Annotated in this window: 19 protein-coding genes and 1 other annotated feature; of the genes, 16 read left to right on the plus strand and 3 right to left on the minus strand. The window is 37.9% G+C overall.

Annotated elements, in window-relative coordinates; all coding sequences use genetic code 11:
* Positions 1-103: 103 nt before the first annotated feature.
* From cydD to A6B45_RS02795, 3 genes are read left to right on the plus strand one after another with little or no spacing between them, the layout of a single operon-like run.
* A complete protein-coding gene (gene cydD / locus A6B45_RS02785; RefSeq protein WP_072613243.1) occupies positions 104-1,831 on the plus strand; it encodes a thiol reductant ABC exporter subunit CydD in 1,728 nt (575 codons plus the stop codon).
* Positions 1,828-3,552 carry a thiol reductant ABC exporter subunit CydC gene (cydC, locus tag A6B45_RS02790; RefSeq protein WP_072613244.1) on the plus strand — a complete coding sequence of 575 codons (1,725 nt, stop codon included), beginning with the start codon at positions 1,828-1,830 and terminating at the stop codon, positions 3,550-3,552. Before cydD ends, cydC begins: the two co-directional genes overlap by 4 nt.
* Entirely contained in the window at positions 3,552-4,190 is a 639-nt protein-coding gene (locus tag A6B45_RS02795; RefSeq protein ID WP_072613245.1) for a glycoside hydrolase family 73 protein, read from the plus strand. The genes cydC and A6B45_RS02795 overlap by 1 nt, the downstream gene beginning before the upstream one ends.
* 24 nt (positions 4,191-4,214) lie before the next feature.
* On the opposite strand, the gene A6B45_RS02800 is transcribed toward A6B45_RS02795, so the two are convergent.
* Positions 4,215-4,712 (minus strand): GNAT family N-acetyltransferase, encoded by a 498-nt coding sequence (locus tag A6B45_RS02800; RefSeq protein WP_011679390.1) that lies wholly within the window; start codon positions 4,710-4,712, stop codon positions 4,215-4,217.
* Between the two features lie 183 nt (positions 4,713-4,895).
* Between A6B45_RS02800 and pcrA the strand changes: the two genes are divergently transcribed.
* From pcrA to A6B45_RS02820, 4 genes are read left to right on the plus strand one after another with little or no spacing between them, the layout of a single operon-like run.
* On the plus strand, positions 4,896-7,145 hold the full coding sequence (pcrA, locus tag A6B45_RS02805; RefSeq protein WP_072614463.1) for a DNA helicase PcrA: 2,250 nt from the start codon (positions 4,896-4,898) through the stop codon (positions 7,143-7,145).
* Positions 7,142-7,630, plus strand: a complete 489-nt coding sequence (locus A6B45_RS02810) for a kinase (RefSeq protein WP_072613246.1) — start codon at positions 7,142-7,144, stop codon at positions 7,628-7,630. The genes pcrA and A6B45_RS02810 overlap by 4 nt, the downstream gene beginning before the upstream one ends.
* An 8-nt stretch (positions 7,631-7,638) precedes the next feature.
* Positions 7,639-9,681 carry an NAD-dependent DNA ligase LigA gene (gene ligA, locus A6B45_RS02815; protein ID WP_072613247.1) on the plus strand — a complete coding sequence of 681 codons (2,043 nt, stop codon included), beginning with the start codon at positions 7,639-7,641 and terminating at the stop codon, positions 9,679-9,681.
* Positions 9,681-10,823 carry a CamS family sex pheromone protein gene (locus A6B45_RS02820; RefSeq protein ID WP_072613248.1) on the plus strand — a complete coding sequence of 381 codons (1,143 nt, stop codon included), beginning with the start codon at positions 9,681-9,683 and terminating at the stop codon, positions 10,821-10,823. The genes ligA and A6B45_RS02820 overlap by 1 nt, the downstream gene beginning before the upstream one ends.
* A 27-nt stretch (positions 10,824-10,850) precedes the next feature.
* On the opposite strand, the gene A6B45_RS02825 is transcribed toward A6B45_RS02820, so the two are convergent.
* Both A6B45_RS02825 and A6B45_RS02830 read right to left on the minus strand, forming a co-directional pair.
* A complete protein-coding gene (locus A6B45_RS02825; RefSeq protein ID WP_072613249.1) occupies positions 10,851-11,543 on the minus strand; it encodes a MucBP domain-containing protein in 693 nt (230 codons plus the stop codon).
* A gap of 78 nt (positions 11,544-11,621) precedes the next feature.
* Positions 11,622-13,676, minus strand: a complete 2,055-nt coding sequence (locus A6B45_RS02830) for an ATP-dependent Clp protease ATP-binding subunit (RefSeq protein WP_072613250.1) — start codon at positions 13,674-13,676, stop codon at positions 11,622-11,624.
* A 185-nt stretch (positions 13,677-13,861) separates the two neighbouring features.
* Here A6B45_RS02830 and A6B45_RS10445 point away from each other — a divergent pair, with 185 nt between their 5' ends.
* From A6B45_RS10445 to yfmF, 9 genes are all read left to right on the plus strand, one after another.
* Positions 13,862-14,035, plus strand: a complete 174-nt coding sequence (locus A6B45_RS10445; RefSeq protein WP_165784758.1) for a hypothetical protein — start codon at positions 13,862-13,864, stop codon at positions 14,033-14,035.
* Between the two features lie 96 nt (positions 14,036-14,131).
* Positions 14,132-15,139, plus strand: coding sequence for a rod shape-determining protein (locus A6B45_RS02835; protein ID WP_072613251.1), 1,008 nt, complete (start codon positions 14,132-14,134; stop codon positions 15,137-15,139).
* Between the two features lie 161 nt (positions 15,140-15,300).
* Positions 15,301-16,158: a rod shape-determining protein MreC gene (mreC, locus tag A6B45_RS02840; protein WP_072613252.1), complete on the plus strand. Its 858-nt coding sequence runs from the start codon at positions 15,301-15,303 to the stop codon at positions 16,156-16,158.
* Positions 16,158-16,685, plus strand: a complete 528-nt coding sequence (gene mreD, locus A6B45_RS02845) for a rod shape-determining protein MreD (RefSeq protein WP_072613253.1) — start codon at positions 16,158-16,160, stop codon at positions 16,683-16,685. The genes mreC and mreD overlap by 1 nt, the downstream gene beginning before the upstream one ends.
* A 35-nt stretch (positions 16,686-16,720) precedes the next feature.
* Positions 16,721-16,945 (plus strand) — a binding site (T-box leader).
* A gap of 225 nt (positions 16,946-17,170) precedes the next feature.
* Positions 17,171-17,812, plus strand: a complete 642-nt coding sequence (locus A6B45_RS02850) for an amino acid ABC transporter permease (RefSeq protein WP_072613254.1) — start codon at positions 17,171-17,173, stop codon at positions 17,810-17,812.
* 4 nt (positions 17,813-17,816) lie between these two features.
* The gene (locus A6B45_RS02855; protein ID WP_072613255.1) at positions 17,817-18,455 is read left to right on the plus strand and encodes an amino acid ABC transporter ATP-binding protein; all 639 of its coding nucleotides are present in this window, start codon (positions 17,817-17,819) and stop codon (positions 18,453-18,455) included.
* Entirely contained in the window at positions 18,455-19,309 is an 855-nt protein-coding gene (locus A6B45_RS02860; RefSeq protein ID WP_072613256.1) for an amino acid ABC transporter substrate-binding protein, read from the plus strand. The genes A6B45_RS02855 and A6B45_RS02860 overlap by 1 nt, the downstream gene beginning before the upstream one ends.
* 83 nt (positions 19,310-19,392) lie before the next feature.
* Entirely contained in the window at positions 19,393-20,847 is a 1,455-nt protein-coding gene (gene cls / locus A6B45_RS02865; RefSeq protein WP_072613257.1) for a cardiolipin synthase, read from the plus strand.
* Complete coding sequence (gene yfmF / locus A6B45_RS02870) at positions 20,844-22,109, plus strand: EF-P 5-aminopentanol modification-associated protein YfmF (protein ID WP_072613258.1); 1,266 nt, start codon at positions 20,844-20,846, stop codon at positions 22,107-22,109. Before cls ends, yfmF begins: the two co-directional genes overlap by 4 nt.
* Position 22,110 lies beyond the last annotated feature (1 nt).

Raw genomic sequence — 22,110 nt, forward strand, 5'->3', positions numbered from 1 at the left:
AAAAACGTTTACAATTGATTGTAGGCGTTTTTTTATTTAAGGAGAGTGTTTTGCAGGGTATTGTTATGGAGATAGCAAACTGTTGTTTAACACATATAAAAATATGATAGATAAAAGACTTTTTGCGTTACCAGGTATTATTAGTTCTTTAGTAATCTTGGTTATTTTGACAGGAATTCAAGCATTTTCGATTATATTCCAAGGGGTTTTCTTGGCTCGAGCAATTACTGATTTATGGCAAGGTAAAAGCATTGACCAAACACTCATTAATGTATTGTTTTTTGCGTTTTCTTTTGTGATGAGACAGTTATTGATTGTGTTAAAAAATAACTATATGTCGAAATTTGCTGATCATACAGTGGAAAATTATCGTATTCAATTGTTGGCTAAGTATGCCGAAATTGGCCCTAGTATTATTAAACAATCAGGAACAGGAAATGCAGTTACAATACTAGGTGCGGGACTGGATAATATTAAAAACTATTTTCAACTACTACTGATTAAAGTTTTTGATTTGAGTATTATTCCTTGGTTAATTCTGCTATATATTGCCTATCTTAAGTGGGAACAAGGACTATTTTTATTGCTAGTATTTCCAGTGGTTATTTTGTTTTTCATCATTTTGGGCTTAGCAGCACAAAGTAAAGCTGATGCAGAGTTTGCTAATTTTAAGAACTTAAATAATCGTTTTGTAGATGCTTTGCGAGGCCTGCCAACCTTGAAGCAACTAGGTTTGTCGCAATCATATGGTGACGAAATTTATAATATTTCAGAAGATTATCGAAAAACAACCATGCGAACGTTGAGAATTGCGATTACATCAACGTTTGCGCTTGATTTTTTTACTACTTTATCAGTTGCAATTGTTGCTGTGTTTTTGGGAATGGATTTAATGAACGCCAGAATGGCACTCTTCCCAGCATTGACAATTTTGATTTTAGCACCAGAATATTTTCTTCCTTTGCGTAATTTTGCTGATGATTATCACGCAACTTTGAATGGTAAAAATTCACTAACTGATGTTTTGGAAGTTATTGATACCAAAATTGTCGGGCCACAAGATGAACTTCAATTAAATAAATGGCAAGCAGAGAGTGAATTGTCATTGAATGCTGTGCAGTTTTCTTACGACTCAAAAGTTACCCTGAAAAATATTTCGTTGCACGCTAAAGGTTATCAAAAAATTGCTTTGGTTGGTGAAAGTGGCTCTGGTAAATCTACACTACTAAGTATTTTGGGAGGCTTTCTACAGCCTGATCAAGGAACGATAAATATCAATGGACAGGAAATCAAACATTTAACACAACAGCAGTGGCAAAAACAGTTTTTTTATATGCCACAAACGCCTTATATTTTTCATGAATCGTTACGTGATAATATTAGGTTTTATGCACCAAGCGCTAGTGACAAAGCAATCAGTGAAGCTGTTGAAAAAGCAGGTTTATCCAGTTTGATTGATGAATTGCCAGCAGGGTTGAATACAGTAATTGGTGAAAGTGGGCGTCAACTATCTGGCGGGCAGGCGCAGCGTGTAGCCTTAGCAAGAATGTTGCTAGATTCATCCCGTAAGGTGCTCCTTTTTGATGAACCAACGGCTCATTTAGATATTGAAACTGAAATTGATTTAAAGAGAACTATGTCAACTATCTTGGACAAGCATTTAGTTTTTTTCGCAACACATCGGTTACACTGGTTAGATCAAATGGATTTAGTTATTGTGATACGTGAAGGGCGTATTGTGGAAACTGGTGTGCCTAGTGTCTTGCTAGCTGATACCAACAGTGCTTTGAATGCGCTGCGTCATGAATTGCATAAAGGTGGTCTGAAATGAAGCGATTGAAAAAATTATTGTCACACGACAGATGGATTCTTCCGTCCTTTCGTCAACAAAAATCTGGCCTTTTTTGGTCGATATTTTTGAATTTTATGATTACTTTTGCCGCTGGTGCATTAATGTTTGTATCCGGATTTCTAATTTCTCGTTCTGCACAGCATCCTTCTAATATTCTCATTATTTACGTTCCAATCGTGCTGACACGTGCATTTGGAATTGCGCGTCCAGTTTTTCGTTATGCACAGCGTTTGGTGTCGCACAATTGGGTATTACGTGTCGTTTCGAAAACACGCAAGCGTTTATACGAAAGTGCGGCCAGCACGGCTAGCAGTATTCGAGGACAACTGCAAACAGGTGAAGTGCTTAGTTTACTTGCTGACGATTTAGAGCACTTACAAAATCTATATCTTAGAACGATTTTTCCATTGGGTTCAGGTATGGTATTGTACCTTTTTCTCACAATAGCAATTGGCTCAATTAATTGGTTATTCATGTTGTGGTGGTTTGTTATGTTGGCTGTTATCTTGGTTGTTGTGCCGTTGTTGAGTTTGACAATGAACTATAAAGGTGTGCAACAACAAAAAAAATTACAGCAAAGCCTTTATACAGATGCAACAGATGCTATTTTAGGTTTGCAAGATTGGGTGCTATCAGGGCGACAAGAGGATTTGGTACAAAATCAAGGCGAAACAATGTCAAAATTGGCTCATGTTAAGAACCAAAGTATGAAATTTGGCTGGTGGCGAGATTTTGTTATTCAAGTTTTAGTATTGGCACTGACTATAACAACCTTAATGTGGGCAACCAATCAGTTTTCTGGTAGTGCAAGTACAGTTAATTACATTGCGGCTTTCACACTTGCAATATTTCCTCTGATTGATAGCTTTATTGCTGTGAATCAAGGTGTAAGTGAGTCCTCATTCTACGAAGATAGCATTGTGCGGTTAAATGATTTACCAGAACCAACCTTGTTACAGGAGACTAGACACACAACTAACTCAGCAGTAATTAATTTTAATCAAGTCACATTTAAGTATGGGGACAAAACAATTGTTGATAATTTGTCATTTGAAGTTCAGCCCAAACAAAAAATTGCGTTACTTGGTCGTTCAGGTGCAGGGAAAACAACTTTACTAAAGCTTTTGGCAGGTGATATCCAATCATCTTTGGGTGAAGTAACAATCGATGAAACGCCAGTCCAGAACTTACAAGGGAATATGTCTAGTTTGGTGGCTGTGTTGGATCAACAGGCGTATTTATTTGATACAACGATTATGAACAACGTGCGTATGGGAAACATTCATGCCACTGATGAGCAAGTTCAAAAATCAATTGAGCAAGCTGGGCTACAGCCACTAATCAATTCATTACCCAATGGATACCATACACAAATGCAGGAAGCAGGAACACGCTTTTCTGGTGGAGAACGGCAAAGATTTGCCTTAGCACGAATCATGCTGCAAGATGCGCCAATTGTGGTGCTAGATGAACCAACAGTATCACTAGATCCCAAAACAGAGTACGAGGTTTTATCCCAAATATTTTCAGTTCTCAAAGATCGAACAATTATTTGGGTCACACATCATTTGACAGGAATCGAAAATGTTGATAAAGTTTACTTTTTAGAGAATGGAAAATTCACGTTGAGCGGTTCACCAGCTGAATTGCATCAAACTTCAGCAAGATTTAAACAATTATTACTCATGGATCAATATTAATGGCGAAAAAAAAGCGAAGAAGATCAAAAAAAGGATTACAAAAACAGCGATTACGTGTGTTGTGTGGTTTGCTAGTTGCATTGGTTATTTTGGCTGCCATCACATCCAACACTGCGATTTATGAAAGGCCTCAAAACAATCAAATCAGTACAAACAGTGCGGAAGCAAAGAAGGTTGCTTGGATTAATGAATTAGCGCCATATGCTCGTGAATTGCAAGAAAAATATGGGGTCCTTGCATCAATTAGCATTGCGCAAGCTATCTTAGAGTCTGACTGGCATACAAGTACCTTGTCAACAAAGTATAATAATCTATATGGCATTAAAGCGGATGCAGGACAAAAAAGTGCGGTATTACCAACGCAAGAGTATGTTAATGGTGAGTGGATCACCATTCAAGGACGTTTTGCGGCTTATGATAGTTGGCAAGAAAGCATGAAGGCACATGCAAAACTACTTCATGGTGGTACGAGTTGGAATGCAAAACAATATCAACATGTTTTGGACGCAGATGATTATGCTTCGGCTGCCAAAGCCTTAACGCAGGATGGTTATGCGACAGATCCTAATTACGCTAAAAAGTTAATTACAATTATTCAAACTTGGCATTTGGAAAGATTTGATGCAACAAAAAAGTAGACTGACGTCTACTTTTTTGTGTTTTTAAAATGTAAATTCGTGCGGGAAAATACCCATCATTAAACTGTCATGGTATTCTCCTTCAGCAAAAAAATGTTGACGGAGAGTACCTTCAGGAATGAAACCAATTTTTTTATAAATGTGGATAGCTGCCGAATTATTCACATCAACATACAAGTAAACTTTATGCATATTCAGTACAGTGAAAGCATATTCTATTCCTGCTCTCATAGCAGCTTGTGCATAACCATGACCTTGGAACTCAGAATGGATAATGATTTGAATTTCTGTGTGTCTGTGTAGCGTATCGATATCCATTAATTCAACGACACCGATAAAACGATCGTTCTCTTCCACAACAAAACGGCGTTCAGTTTGATCTAAAATATGACGATCGTAAAGAATTTGTAATTCATCAAAAGATGTATAGGGTTCTTCAAACCATAATGCCATCACTTTACGTGAATTTTCTTGTTCGTAAATATAAGGGAGATCTCTTTTTTCAAGTGGTCTTAATTTCATAAAATGCTTCTTTCCTTCAATATGTTTTTACTAGTAATTACGATTATCATTTTATCATTGATATGGGGCGTGCGCGTAAAAATGTTGGAATAACAATGGAAATATGTTTGGAAGAGCCATTAGAGTTATTACATGAAAAATGGTAAAATAAAGGAAGTTATTTTTACAAGTAAGGACATAAAAATGCCAATTGAAACCCTAATTCAAGGAATGAATGATAAACAGTCAGAGGCTGTTCAAACCACTGAAGGGCCATTATTAATTATGGCTGGCGCTGGTTCTGGTAAGACTCGTGTTTTGACACATCGTATCGCCCATTTGGTGCAAGATAAAAATGTATACCCATGGCGTATTTTGGCAATTACATTTACTAACAAGGCAGCCCGTGAAATGCGTGAACGTATTGCGCAACTGGTTGATCCGGAAATTGCAAGAGAAATTTGGGTCTCAACATTTCACGCTATGGCCGTGCGAATTTTACGTCGAGATGGCGAGAGAATTGGCCTAGCACGCAATTTTACAATTATCGATACAAGTGCCCAACGCACGTTAATGAAGCGGGTTATTAACGATCTGAACTTAGATACTAATCAATATGACCCACGCACAATTTTAGGCACAGTTTCCAATGCTAAGAATGATATGTTGACAGCTAAGGCTTATGCTAAGCAGGCTGGCAATGTATATGAGGAAACGGTCGCTGAAGTGTATGCCGCATATCAAGCGGAGCTACGTCGCGCTCAGAGCGTTGATTTTGATGACCTGATTATGTCGACGATTGATTTATTCAAACAGGCGCCAGATGTTCTGGAACGGTATCAAAATCAGTTTGAATACTTGCATGTTGACGAATATCAAGATACCAATGATGCGCAATATACGATTGTTAACTTATTGGCGAAACGTTCACGTAATTTGGCTGTTGTAGGTGATGCAGATCAGTCTATTTATGGTTGGCGTGGTGCCAACATGAATAATATTTTAAACTTCGAAAAAGACTATCCAGACGCTCACACAGTTTTGCTTGAACAAAACTATCGTTCAACTCAAAATATTTTAGATGCAGCGAATGCAGTTATCAATAATAATAATGAGCGCATCGACAAAAGCCTTTGGACTGAAAATGGCAAAGGCGATAAGATTACTTACTATCGCGCGCAAACAGAACGTGACGAAGCTAACTTTGTCTTGGCCAACATTCAAAAATCACGCCAAGAGAAGAATGCGGCATACAGTGATTTTGCAGTATTATATCGTACGAACGCGCAGTCACGAGGTATTGAAGAAGCACTTGTGAAAGCTAATATGCCATACACTATGGTTGGTGGACATAAGTTCTATGAGCGTAAAGAGATTCTTGATATCATGTCATACATGAATCTGATGACAAATCCGGCTGATAATGCGGCGTTTGAAAGAGTAGTTAATGAACCTAAGCGTGGTATTGGTGCAACATCGATTAATCGGTTACGGGATTTTGCCAATCGAATGAATTTGTCTTATATGGGGGCAATTGAAAATATTGAATTAGCACCAGAAATTACAGCTAAGGCAGCTTCAAAATTAATTCAGTTTGCTGAAATGATGCACAATTTGCGTCAACAAACTGAGTTTTTAACTGTGACAGAACTTGCTGAATTAGCGATGACAAAATCTGGCTATCGTCAAAAGCTAGCCGAGAAAAATGATCCTGAAAGCCAAGGTCGTCTAGAAAACTTGGAAGAATTTTTGTCAGTTACAAAGGAATTCGATTCGAAATACAATCCAGACGATCCTGAATCTGTTGATCCGATGACTGATTTTTTGAGTTCAACTGCGCTAATGAGTGATTTGGATGATTTTGAAGAAGGTGACGGGGCAGTTACCTTAATGACATTACACGCAGCTAAAGGATTGGAGTTTCCCGTCGTCTTTTTAGTTGGTATGGAGGAAGGTATATTTCCTTTGTCACGGGCTATGATGGATGATGACCAACTGGAAGAAGAACGTCGTTTGGCCTATGTTGGTATTACACGAGCGATGAAAAAACTATATCTAACTAATACTTTTTCACGCTTATTGTATGGTCGCACGCAAGCAAATGAACCTTCGAGGTTTATTGATGAAATTTCAAGCGAGTTATTGGATACACAATATGGTGGTATCTCTTCTTCATCAAATGATCGAGCTTTTCCATTTGATAAGAAGATGCAGCGAGCAACAGCCACAACCTATAAGGCGGCTAGCCCAGTAACCAAAATAACTGCAGGCACAACTGGTGCTGATAGTATGGTTTGGCAGCCTGGTGATAAGGTGTCTCATAAAAAATGGGGAATTGGTACGATTGTTTCTGTGTCGGGGTCTGCACAAGATCAAGAATTAAAAGTTGCTTTCCCATCAGAAGGAGTAAAACAGTTATTAGCCGCTTTTGCACCAATTAAACGAGCAGAATGACCACGCTAATTATTATACGTGGCAATTCTGGTAGCGGGAAAACAACATTAGCCCATCAATTACATCGTATTTTACCGGATAGCCTACTCATATCCCAAGATATTGTTCGTCGGGAAATGCTCAATGTTAAGGATCGGGTAGGTAACTTATCGATACCGCTAATCGAACAATTACTTGAGTTTGGTAATCAACAAGAACAGTTTGTGATACTAGAGGGCATTTTAAAAAATAGTGTTTATGGTCCAATGATACGTAAACAAATCCAATATTTTAGTCAAGTAATTACTGTTTATTACCAATTATCCTTGAACGAGACAGTTCGGCGTCATTGCACTAAGCAAGTTGCTGGCTTTACTCCTAATGATTTAACTCGTTGGTATCAAAAGGATGACTCACTTCGCATAGAAAGTGAAATTATTTTTGATGAGTCTGTGAGTTTGATGATGGCGGAAAAACAAATACTTACTAAAATAAATAAATATTGAGGTCGAGAATGTTACCAGATTTTACGCCAATTGAAAAATTAACAACACAAGACGCGCAACAAGAAACCGCGCGATTACAAAAGCAGCTTGTACAATATGGCACGGCTTATTATGAAGAAGACGCGCCACTAGTTGAGGACTACATTTACGATGCATTATATGCCCGGTTAATTGCATTAGAAGAAAAATTTCCACAATATGTGACCCCAGATTCACCAACACAGAATGTCGGTAGCGCAGATACAAAATCTGAATTACAAAAAGTGGTACATCCTGCACCTATGCTGTCGTTAGGTGATGTGTTTAGCTTAGACGAACTTAACGATTGGGATGCAAGAACAACCAAGTCGTTGGGAAATCAAGCACCTTATAATTTAGAGTTGAAAATTGATGGCTTAGCAGTTGCATTGACCTACGTTGACGGTCAACTAGTACAAGCTTCTACGCGTGGGAATGGTATCGTTGGTGAAGATGTTACAGCGAATGTGAAAACAATTAAAGCAATACCAAAAAAATTGACTGAACCCTTAACCATCGAGGTACGTGGCGAAATTTATATGCCAAAAGCTAGTTTTGCTGCTTTAAATAAGCAGCGAGAGGCTGATGGGTTAGAACCTTTTGCTAATCCTCGTAATGCTGCAGCAGGTTCCTTACGTCAATTGAACGTTAAAATTACTAAGTCACGAAATTTAGCGGCTTTTGTATACTATACGGCTGAACCTGATATTCTAGGAGTGACAACTCAAAGTGGTGCGTTAGAACGATTTGCAGAATTAGGCCTGCCAACAGACGCACACAATCGTGTCATCAATAAAATGGCAGATATTGCTGACTATATTGATGAGTATACTTCGGAGCGCGAAAACTTGTCTTATGGTATCGATGGTGTTGTCGTTAAAGTGAATCAACTAGACTTACAGTTTGATTTAGGGAATACAGTTAAAATTCCACGTTGGGCTATCGCTTATAAATTTCCTCCGGAAGAAGCTTTGACAGTCGTTCGTGACATTGAATGGACTGTTGGACGAACTGGAGCGGTAACACCTACTGCAGTTATGGACTCCGTTTTGCTAGCGGGTACAACTGTGCAACGTGCTAGTTTGCATAATCCTGATTATTTAAGGGAAAAGGATATTCAAATTGGTGATACGGTTACGCTACACAAAGCGGGTGATATCATTCCAGAAATCGGGCAAGTCATTTTAGAAAAACGTCCGACAGATAGTGAAACTTATCAGATTCCAACAATATGTCCTGCCTGTGAATCGAATTTAGTTCACATTGAAGGTGAAGTAGCACTCCGCTGTATTAATCCATTCTGTTCAGCTCAAATTCAGGAAGGACTAACACATTTTGCGTCAAGGAATGCAATGAATATTGATGGTATGGGACCAAGGGTTGTCGGTCAATTATTAAAGGCAGGCTATATTAAAGATGTGGCTTCAATTTACCGCATAACGGTTGAACAATTACTAACTTTAGACAAGTTTCAAGAAAAATCAGCTGTGAAATTAATTGATGCGATTAATAGTTCAAAGAAAAATTCTCTTGAACGCTTATTATTTGGTTTAGGGGTTCGCATGGTTGGTGCAAAAGCGGCTCGTTTGATAGCAGAAAAGTTCAGAACCTTATCAGCTGTTTCAGAAGCTTCTGTTGAAGAAATTGCAAATATTAATGGTATTGGTCACACGATTGCCCAGTCAATTGTGCAATACTTTAGTACGCCAGAATCTAAGCAATTACTTGTCGAACTAGCTTCTTCTGGTGTTAACCAATCATATTTATCTGATACAGTGATTGACGAAAATTCATTTTTCTATGGCAAAAAGGTAGTCTTAACTGGTAAACTAGAACAGAGTAGTCGACCTGCTGCAACAAAATGGTTGCAAGATCATGGTGCTAATGTCGCCGGATCAGTGTCAGTGAAAACAGACTTAGTTATTGCAGGAGAAGCTGCAGGTAGCAAACTTGATAAAGCTAATCAATTAGGTGTTACAGTTTGGACAGAACAACAGTTTGTTGATGAACAAGTAAAAGAGGACGGAAAATAATGAAGCGGATTGGTTTTCGTGGTTATATAGCGATTGTCGTTGGTATTTTGATTATCGCCGTTGGCATTTTATATTTTTTCAATGTGAATCGTGTCACACTAACAACAAGTAAAAAAACAAGTGGTGTACAGTTGACTCAAAGCACACCAGGTCAGTACCAAACAGTGATCAAAAATGGTCGTTATTTGGTGAGTGCAGCTCGTGGTATTACGTCAACTTCTGAGACGAATAGTCTTGATGTGAAAAACTTTGAATCATCATTGCTTGATTTGGCTAAAACACATTTTAAGACGAGCAGTTATATTTTTCAAGAGGGACAATATTTGAGTTCATCTACTGTTACTTCATTACTTGAACGTAAAAGTAGCAGTAATAGTGATGGATTAAATCCTGAAGATAATGGCAAGACAGATAGTTCACGTAATCCGATTTATGTTCAAACACTAACCGAACAGGACTTCATGACCAAAGATGGTGACGACCTTAAGTTAGCTGGCATGGTCATTGGCGTGGCGATGAACACACAGGATGAATACCAAAAAGAACAATATGGTGCTACATATACACAAAATATTTCAGATGCTGATCGCATAGCCTATGGTAAAAAAATTGCACCAGAAATTATCAAAAAAGTGCGAGAACAAAAAGGGGTTGATTCAGATACGCCTATTGTGATTGCCATGTATGCCAATTCAAAAACAGATTCATTAGCGCCAGGGAACTTCTATGCAGAGTCTACAAGTAGTAGCGGAACTAAATTGAAAGAATGGACTAGCATCAATCAAAAGTCTATTGTTTTGCCTAAGGAGTCAACTGATACATCGAGCTTGGGTTCAGAGGCTAACACATCTTTTGCTAACTTTAAAAATGATGTTTCGAATTTCTTTCCTAACATAGCTGGTGCTACGGCAGTTGCTAATTTTAAATCAGGTACGCTTTCTAGTATGAAAGTTACAGTGACAACACAGTTCTACAGTCAAACTGAGATTGAAAGTTTTGCGACATATGTATCTCAATCGGCTTTAAAGTACTTACCAACAAATGTTCCGATTCGAATAATTATTAAAGCAGCCAATGAAATGCAAGCAATTCTAATTCGTAATTCAGGTGACAAAACATTTACGACAACAATATTAGATTAAAAAAATCGACCAACTTGGTCGATTTTTTTATAGCTTATTAATATAAATACTGTTAATCCATCCTTTAGTAGCTATTTTATACCAAACAATGTTATTATCATCATGAACTTCTTCCGTTATTGCCACAAAATCACTATCGGAAACACTACCGATTGGCAGCCCATAAGGTTCAGCATAGACTTCTATAGATCTATCAGGAAGGAAATTAACAACCGCGTTAGGCTGATTGCTTTTACTTTTTTCTGCATCATTAAAATAGTTAATATTTTCAACTTCCGGAGCTGTGTCTGACAGTTTCATTTGGGTAGCATCATAACGAATCCAATGATAGTCACCAATTTGATACCAAAATTGACCATTACCAGAAATAGCGCGTAATTGAGTTGCCCAAAAAGTATTTGGGTTTAAGTTTGTCGTAACGTTTGATAAATTATCTGGCTCTAGAAAAACCTGTACACTGGTTACCGTTTCGATGAACATGTTAATACGGTGTACAGCTTGCCATACTTGTGGCCGATAATAAAGCTCTAATGACTGAGGTAGGCTACCAAACAATCCCGCCAAAGATCCTGAATTATCTATATACTGATAATTGTCGATATCTAAAATGGCGATTTCGTAGGGTGCGCCTGCCTCGCCATCTAGTCTTGTTGGTTCGTGTAACTCATCACCAGTTGCTATATTTTTGTAATAAACCCATACGGGCGATGTATTTGCCATAATTTCCCCTTTGAATATACCTACACATTATATCACAAACAAAAAACGACCCGAAAGTCGTTTCATATCACACGCAAGTTAAATTTTATTTACAGTAACTGGTTCGGGCTTAACTTCACTAATAACAAATTCGTTATTAACAATGTCAGCTTGCAAATGATGAACATTTGGGTGTTCTAAGTAGAAATCAGCGATACCATCGGCAATTTTGTCTTGCATGACACGACGGAGAGGTCGAGCACCCATTGCAGGGTCATAACCGAGCTCCACTAATTTCTTCTTAGCAGCAGTGCTTAAATCAATGTGCAAATCGTTGTCAGACAAGTTATCATTCATATCAGTCAATAGTAAGTCGACAATCTTTAGTAAATGATCTTGTGACAAAGGTTGGAAATCAATGATATCGTCTAAACGGTTCAAGAATTCTGGACGGAAATAATTTTCCAAACGTTGCATCAAACGATTTTGTTGATCAACTTGGGCGAATCCCACAGGCGTATTTCCTGTATCTGTTGAACCAGCGTTAGAAGTCATAATAATGACAGTATCTTTGAAACTCACTATGTGACCTTGTGCATCAGTTAGACGGCCATCATCAAGAATCTGCAAGAACATATTCATTACATCCGGATGTGCTTTTTCTACTTCATCAAAGAGTACCAATGAGTATGGGCGACGGCGAACTTGTTCTGTTAATTGACCAGCCTCTTCGTAACCGACATAACCGGCAGGAGCACCAATCATTTTAGAAACGGTATGTTTTTCCATGTACTCTGACATGTCGAAACGAATCATTGCATCTTTGCTACCAAACATTTCCTTAGCTAATTGCTTGGCAGTTTCAGTTTTACCAACACCGGTCGGCCCGACAAATAGGAATGATCCAATTGGACGACCAGATTTTGTTAGACCAATACGATTACGGCGAATCGCCTTGACTACTTTTTCTACTGCCTCATCTTGACCAATAACATGTTTCGATAAGTTTTTATCCAAATCTTTTAGTTGATTAGCCTCGTTTTCTTTTAAAGCTCCGACAGGAATATCGGTTTTATCTTCAACAATTTTTAAGATGTCTTGCTCTGTTACTGTTTGTGGCTTTGACATCTCGGGGTGAGCCTCGACTTGTGCCTTTTGCGACTCAAGTTGGTTTACCTGATCACGCCAATAACTAGCCTTTTCAAAATCTTCTTTATCAATCGCTTCTTGCTTTAATTTATCAGCCGCTTCGATGTTCACTTGAATAGTTTTGGGATCTGCAACTTTCATTGTCAAATTTTTACGTGAGCCAGCTTCATCAAGTAAATCAATTGCTTTATCCGGTAGGAATCTTTCTGGAATATAACGATCAGATAGTTCAACAGCTGCTTGGAGCGCAGAATCACTGAATGTAACATAGTGATACTTTTCATATCGTTCACTAATTCCTTCCAAAATCGTGATAGTTTCTTCTTTAGAAGGTTCTTCAACTTGCACTGGTTGGAAACGACGGGCAATAGCACCATCTTTTTCAATCTTTCGATACTCGTTTAAAGTTGTTGCACCGATTAATTGGAACTCACCACGAGCTAGGGCAGGCTTCAAAATATTACCTGCATCCATACCACCCTCAGCATTTCCGGCACCCATAATTTCATGAATTTCATCAATGAACAAGATGACATCATCGCTGTTCGTAACTTCTTTCATTAATTCACGCATCCGTGCTTCGAATTGACCACGCATGCTCGTACCTTGAACCAAAGCCGACATTTCCAAACGAATAACTTCTTTATGCTGTAATTTTTCAGGTACCTTTCCAGCCACAATAGCTTGTGCAAGGCCTTCAACAATAGCTGTTTTACCAACACCAGGTTCACCAATTAGTACTGGATTATTCTTTGTACGACGATTTAAAATTTCAATTGTGCGAGCAACTTCATCATCTCGGCCGATAACAGGGTCGAGCTTTCCATCGCGAGCTTGCTTAGTTAAATTAATACCAAATTCATCAAGCAAGCGTCTTTTTTTATTACCATTATTATTTTTTTGTGCTTGTGTATTTTGTTGTCCTTGTGCTTGCGCCATTTGTTCGTTCATTGCGCGAAACATTTCATCTAAATTACCAAAACCAAACGAATCTTGTTGTGCCATATCTTTTACTTAGTGTGAAGCACCATGGAATACAGTTATTGCATTTCACCACAGTATTGCACACGATTCCTTTCTGTAGGTTATGCTTTAATTATAGCACGATTTAAGAAAAATGCAATTAAAATTAGCACTCTTTAAAGTAGAGTGCTAATTTTAAAAATGTTATACTGTCTATGAGGTGAATTATGAATTATACACAAGCACTAAATGATTTGCGTGATGGAAAAATAGACGAAATTGAAGTAACACCAGCAGTGTTTCCGGAATTTCAAAAGGCATGGGCAAATTTCGCATATCAGAATACTATTCGTGGTATTGCTCACCCTCACGGTAAAGTTACTTATGTTCGCTCAAATTGATGTGCGAATTAAACCATTTTTATGCTACAATATTATAAGTTAAGTAAAATTTAAATGTGTTGCAATAGCAGTCGTAACACGATAAGGGGCAGTACAGTGGCATTTTCATTTGGACAAAAAAATGTTGGTATCGATTTGGGTACCGCTAACACATATGTATATATCGAAGGTCGTGGCATCATATTGCGTGAACCATCAGTAGTGGCACGCAATACACAAACCAATGAAGTCGTTGCTGTAGGTTCTGAAGCTAAAGACATGTTAGGCCGAACGCCTGCAAGTATCGCTGCTATCCGTCCGATGCGTGATGGTGTTATTGCCGATTACGATACAACTGTTGCGATGATTCGCTACTATTTGCAAAAAGCACTTGGCGGTCGTATTGGCAAACCTTATGTAACAATTGGCGTTCCTTCGGGTGTAACAGCTGTCGAAAGACGTGCTGTTATTGATGCTGCTCGTGTTGCTGGCGCGCGTGACGCTTATGTCATAGAGGAGCCCTTTGCCGCAGCGGTTGGTGCCGGGCTACCAGTTATGGATCCTACTGGATCAATGGTTGTTGACATGGGCGGCGGAACGACTGATGTCGCGACAATTTCATTAGGTGGAATTGTTTCAAGCCGTTCAATCCGTATAGCCGGAGACAAGCTGGACGAAGCAATTGCTAATTTTGTTCGCAACAAATATAACGTTACCATTGGTGAGCCGACAGCTGAAAGACTCAAAATTGAAATTGGTGCTGCATCACTTGCTTTAGCACGTACCTTGCCAAATGCTACGGTCAGAGGTCGCGACTTGTTGACTGGTTTGCCTAAGACAATTGATGTTACCGCTGAAGATGTAGCCACATCAATTCAAGAACCAGTGCAAGAAATCGTGGCGGCTATTCGTGAGACGTTAGAATCGACTCAACCTGAATTAGCTGCAGATGTTATTGATCACGGTATGATTTTGACCGGTGGTGGGGCATTATTACGCGACATTGAAAAAATTATTCAAAATGCAACCAAGGTACCAGTCTTAATAGCTAACGAGCCATTAGATGCAGTTGCTATTGGTACTGGAGAAGCGTTGAAATCTATTGATGTCATGCGACAAAAGTAATGGTAGTTTAAAATAGCGTGGCGCTTGCGCTACGCTATTATTTATTTTCAAGAATTAATGTCAAATAAAAGTTTCTAAGTAAAACAAGGTAGCATACCATTGAAAATAGATGAAACGCTCAACTGTTTTTAGAAGTGGTAACTGACTTTTTGGGGAAATACATGAAAAAAATATTTTCGTCACGCACGTTGGTATCAATAATTGTTGCGTTTATAATAATTGTAAGTTTAATTGCCGGATCAAATTGGTGGGCTAAAAGAACGAATACGCCACCTTTTTTACAGCGTTTCGGGAATGATTTAGCTGGTGGTGTTAGTCGTATTATTGCTGTCCCAACGACTGCAGTTGGGCGTACAGCAAATAGTATTAGTAACCTGTTAGATACATTTGAAGAAAATAAAAGGTTGAAATCTAAAATTGATGAATTTGCTCAAGACAAGGTTCACTTACAAACAGTTGAAGAAGAGAACAAATCTCTGAAGCAACAATTAAAACTAAAAGCTACATTGACAGATTATAAAACAGTTTCGGCTGTGACCATTAGTCGTTCACCGACAACATGGCAGTCACAATTAGTTATTGATGAAGGATCCAATTCGGGCTTGAAAAAAGGAATGCCAGTGCTTGCAGGTGCCGGAATTATTGGCCGTATCAGTGAAGTAAACACAACTAATTCAAAAGTGGCTTTGATTTCTGATACTAGTTCCGACGCTAATAGATTTGCGATTAAAATTAAGGGTGATGATGGTGATGTTAATGGCATTGTAACAAGTTTTAACCGTGAGAAAAATCAATTAATTATGGGGCAAGTCACATCAAATAATAAAATCAGTAAAGGTGATTTAGTTGAAACTTCTGGCCTCGGTGGTGTTATTCCAGCCGGACTGTATGTTGGTAAGGTTGCTAGTGTTACGACGGATGATTATGGTTTATCCAAGAAAATATACATTGAACCTGCGGCTGATCTAGGTAATATCACTACAGTTATGGTTGCAATTTCACAGATAGGAGCAAATTAATGGCATTTTGGCAATTGACGAGAATGCGTGTGATTTATCCTGTGTTATTATTTTTGATATTGTTTGTTGATGGAACATTCATGTCTAGTATGGGGGGGCTATTTACACAATTTCCTTGGCACATTTTACCCACTTTGACACTTGGTTGGCTCTTTTTGGGTGTCCAATTTGATGTTGAAAACGAGCTACCTTTATGGTTTTATGTTGTAGTCATTGGTATATTGTTTGATATGTACTATACTGGCATTTTTGGTACATATACCTTTGCATTTATTGCTGCGGTAGCTGTGATGAAGCAATTGCATAAAGTGCTAGATGAACGTCTAGTAAGTGGCTTGCTTTTATATTTAGCTGGCTTGCTTATTTACCTACTAATTTCTTATGTCAGTGGATTTGTTACTGGAATTGCTAATGTTAGCGTATCATCGTTTTTATTGTACGAGGTATTGCCAACAGCAATATTAAATCTATTTTTTGCGACTGTATCATATTATCCAGTATGGTCTTTATTTCAGTTTCTACGTTGACAAGTTATCTTTTTATAGTATAATTATGACCATATAGTAAAACGTTGAATAGAAGAGTAGTTCATTTTAATTTAGAAGAGAATTTGCGGTCGCTGTGAGCAAATAGTTAAATTGTACGAAACACATCTATGAGTATAAAGCTGAACAAAGTAAGCTTTATCGGAAGTGTCCGTTATCACATAACAGTCTTTGACTTATTGAGATGCTACTAGTGATAGTAGCATAACAAAGAGGTGGAACCGCGATGAAACGCCCTCTAAATACATTTCTTGTATTTGGGGGCGTTTTTAATTGGTTAGAAGACTGGTGGAGAACTTTTGTGTGAGCAAAAGTTGAATTCGAGGTGGAACCACGCTTTTGCGTCCTCTTGCAGTAGAAATACTGTAAGAGGATTTTTTCGTTTTATAAATACATTATAAATGTGATTGTTCTTTCTCGTTAAAATATATGAGTTATAAGCGCAATTCAACAAAGGAGTTTCAATTATGAGTTATCTAACTACAATTCTTCCCAGTTTATTGGCTGGACTAAAAACGACGCTAGGGGTGTTTTTCCTAACAATCATTGGATCTGTACCATTGGGAATTTTAGTGTCCTTAGGGATGAAATCACCTTACTTTACAATACGTTGGTTGATTAACGGTTATATCTGGATTATGCGTGGTACGCCGCTACTTTTACAATTGATTTTTATCTACTACGGTCTTGGAATGATGGGTATAGCATTTCCACGATTTGAAGCTGCTATCATAGCGTTTATTATTAATTATGCAGCCTATCTTGCTGAAATTTTCCGTGGTGGACTACAATCAGTCCCAAGAGGGCAATATGATGCTGCTAAAGTACTTGGCTTTAGTAAAATTCAAACATTTTTCAAAATAATTTTGCCACAAGTAATCAAGATTGTTGTTCCTTCATTTGGTAATGAAGTGATTAACTTGGTCAAAGACACTTCTTTAGTTTATGTTATTGGCCTAGGAGACATTTTGCGAGCAGGAAATATTGCGGCTAGTCGTGACGTCACTTTGATGCCATACCTATTAGTTGGATTGATATATTTAATTATGACGGCGGTTGTCACATTATTATTGCGCCGTAGTGAAACAGTTTTGAATAAATGGAGGTAATTTAATGTTAGAAATCAAAAACTTAACTAAAAAATATGATCAAAACGTGATCTTCAAATCCCTGAATTTAACAGTACATGATGGTGAAGTATTAAGCATTGTCGGCCCATCTGGTATTGGTAAAACAACCTTAATTAAAATTATGGCGGGATTAGAAACTGCAGATGATGGCGAAATTATTTTAAATGGTGAAAACATCGATATTAAAGGTGAAAGCTCCGATACGAATATTGGCATGATTTTTCAAGACTTTAATCTATTCCCAAACTACACAGTCATTGACAATATCACGTTAGCACCTATTAATGTTAATAAACAGTCTTCATCAAAGGCCGTTGAAAAAGGGCAGGAGCTTTTGGAATCCTTAGGCATGTTAGATAAAGCTAATTTGTTTCCCTATCAATTATCAGGTGGTCAGAAGCAGCGTGCAGCAATTGCACGTGCACTAGCCATGGACCCGAAAATTTTGGCATATGATGAACCTACAAGTGGATTGGATGAAGCATCGACACACCAAGTCGCTGATGTTGTTAAAACGCTTAAGAAGCGTGGTGTAACACAAGTTATTATTACGCACGATCAGCCATTTGCTGAAATGGTTTCTGATCGCGTGTTTGATTTTGCAACGGAGGTAAAACGCTAATGCCAAGCATGAAAAAGAAGATTGTTGTTAATAGTATTGTTGGTACTTTATTTATCGCACTGGTCATTATGGCAGCTCTCTCTTTATCTAATAATTCCCAAAAAAGCAAAAGTACAGAACAGACAGTAGTGAAAACAGATCAATGGTCACGAATCAAGAGGGAAAAGCAAATTACAATTGGTCTAGATGATACATTTGTACCAATGGGATTTCGCGATAAATCGGGTAAATTAGTAGGATTTGATGTTGATTTGGCGACTGCTGTGTTCAAGAGTTTGGGAATCAAGGTCAAATGGCAACCCATTGATTGGTCAATGAAAGAAACAGAATTAAATACCGGAAACATTGATGCTATCTGGAATGGTTATACAATTACAGATGACCGGAAAAAGAAGGTTGCTTTTTCAACACCTTACCACAAGGCAACGCAAGTGCTTGTTACTTTAAAGAAAAGTAACATTAACAAGTTTTCTGATATGCAAGATAAAGTATTAGGAGATCAAACGGCTTCAAGTGGCGATCAAACTTTTGCGCAGTATCCTAAAGTTTTGAAACAATATGTTAAAGACCAGAAGGTTATTGGCTATGATACATTTGATAAGGCCTTCAATGATTTGAATGCGAGTCGCATCGATGGTTTATTGATTGATGAAGACTATGCACGTTATTATGTTGCGCATCAGTCTAACCCAGATGATTACACAATCACAACAGGTGGTTTCCCAGTAAATGATAATGCAGTTGGCTTCCGCAAAGCAGATAAAAAATTACGACAAGCAGTAAATAAAGAATTAGCAACTTATAAAAAAGATGGTCGTTTACAAAAATATAGTACGAAATGGTTTGGTAATTAACACATAATTTGGCAGCACCGTAATGGTGCTGCTTTTATGTTAGAATGGTATTAATAGTTTTTTGTTGCGCTGGGGAGGGCAATATGCTGAGAACATCTTTTTGGATTGTTATATTAATAGCTTTGGTCATCAATACCATTATTTCTTTTATTGCTGTTTTTCGACAGAAACGTGAAATTGCCACAATTTGGGCTTGGATGCTTGTCCTTTTGCTGTTACCTGTTGTAGGATTTGCCATCTTCTTTTTGGCGGGGAGCCGAATTTCTAGTAAAAAAATATTCCGTTTGCGAACGCAAGAACAACGTGGTTTAGATCAGATTGCTTTAAATCAAAAAAAGCAGTTACAAGATATTGAGAACTTACTTCCTATTCCTTACAGTGCAACAGAATTGTTGAAATTATTTTTATCATCTGATCGTGCAGTTTTGACACGTGGTAATAAAATTACAATTTTTAGTGATGGTCAAAAGAAATTTGATAAATTATTCTCAGATATTAAAGCTGCAAAGGAACATATACATTTAGAATATTTTTCTATTTTTGATGATAAAATAGGACATCAACTCGTTGATCTATTAACTGAAAAAGCTAGTGAAGGTGTTGAGGTTCGCGTTATTTACGATCAGTTTGGTTCTCATGGACAACATCCTAAAATGTATAGACAATTACGTGCAGCTGGAGGTGTTGCTGTACCGTTCTTAATGCGACGCTTTCAGCTACTAACTTTGCGTTTTAATTTTAGAAATCACCGTAAAATTGCTATTATTGATGGTAAAATTGGATACATTGGTGGATTTAATGTAGGGGATCAATATATTGGTGAATCTAAAAAATTTGGTTATTGGCGTGATACGCATACCCGAATTATTGGGGATGCAGTATTATCATTGCAAAGTCGATTTTTAATGGATTGGAATGCTACCGCTGAAGGTAGAGAGTTATTGACCCAGACGACAAAGTACTTTCCTGAAAACTTCTCGTTACCAGGGAAGTCTATGGTTCAAATTGTTTCCAGTGGTCCTGATGACGATATGAAGCAGATCAAACAAGGTTACATGAGAATGTTTTCTTCTGCCCGTGAGAGCATAAGTATTCAAACCCCTTATTTCATTCCGGATGGTCCTGTGTTAGAAACACTTGAAGTTGCTATTTTATCCGGGGTTAAGGTGAGATTAATGATACCTAATCAACCCGACCATCCTTTAGTTTATCGGGCAACAGAATATTATGCTCAAGAATTAATTGATCTCGGCGCGACAGTTTATCGCTATGATGGTGGCTTTTTACATAGCAAGGTTGTGATTATTGATAATGAGGTAGCAACTGTCGGGTCAGCTAATATGGATATCCGTTCATTTTCTCTTAATTTTGAAGGCAACGCATTTATATATGATCCGGACTTTGCAGCTGATTTAGAAGATTTATTTGAGCAAGACGTATTAAAGTCCACAAAATTAACAATGGAATATTTTGAGAAACAGTCTGCTTGGATGAAATTTAAGCAAAAGTTTAGTAGACTTTTCTCACCAATACTATGAAAAAAACAATTATTAATCATGGCGCGAATCTTGTGATTCTGCCAACTACACAATTTAAAACATTGCACATCGCCGTTGATTTTTCAACGGCAGTTGAGCCTGAGAATATTAGTGCACGTGCATTAGTGTCTTATTTGACTGCTGTTAGCTCGGCGCGTTATAAAACGCAACAACAAGTGGCGCAAAAAACAATTGATTTGTATGGTGCCCAATATCAAACTGATGTTTTTCGCATTGGCCAAACGCATCATGTACGCTTTACTTTGCAAATACCGGCACCTACCTACATAGTGGGGGGAAAACAGCTCCTGACCGAAGCTTTTGATTTTTTAAGCGAGATGATATTTAATCCTTTGGCGGAGAATCATGCATTCGATGAACAAGTATTTGCCAATGAGCAGCAAAGCCTAATAAATGAACTTGCCAGCGTTAAAGATGACAAAAGTCGTTACGCGGTGGCTAAACTTCGTGAAATAACTTATGATAAATCTGGCATGCGTGTATCCGCTAGTGGTAATGAAGAAACTGTTGCTCATTTAAATCCATCTGGTGTCTATCAAGCTTATCAGAACATGCTTAACGACGATGCTATGAATATCGTTGTGCTTGGTGATATTAATCAACAGCAAATTATTTCATTAATAGAAAAGTGGCCGATTGTACCTCATCAAGCTAAGGAAGAAAGAGAGCCATTTTATAGGCAAGCCTCTCGATTACATCTTAGTGAATTAGTTGAGCATAAAACTTCGCTTAATCAGGCTATGCTTACCATGGCTTATCAATTAAATATTAAGCCATTCGATGATCAGCGTTTTGCTGTTATGGTCATGAACTCGTTGTTGGGTGGTACGCCACTATCAAAATTATTTATGAATGTGCGCGAGAAGGAGTCACTAGCATATAGCATTTATTCTCGCTGGCAACACGATACTGGATTTTTAACTATTGCGGCTGGCTTGGATACTACAAAAGTGCATCAGACGGACACGATGATACAAGAACAAATTAAAGCCATTCAAGAGGGCGACTTTGATAATCAGACAGTTGATGCGATTAAGATGAGCTTAATTAGTGATTACTTAAGTCAACGTGACTCACCTGCAAGTCAAATGGAAGTTGCTTTTTCTCGATTACTCACAAGAAGAGAAACGAGTGAACAGGAATGGATTAATCGAATTCAGTCTGTGACTGCTGACGACATTCAAAATGCTGCTCAGAAGATTTCACTTCAAAGTCGTTATATATTATTGCCTGAGGTCTAAT

The sequence above is a fragment of the Leuconostoc suionicum genome, assembly GCF_001891125.1.
Classification (GTDB): Bacteria; Bacillota; Bacilli; order Lactobacillales; family Lactobacillaceae; genus Leuconostoc; species Leuconostoc suionicum.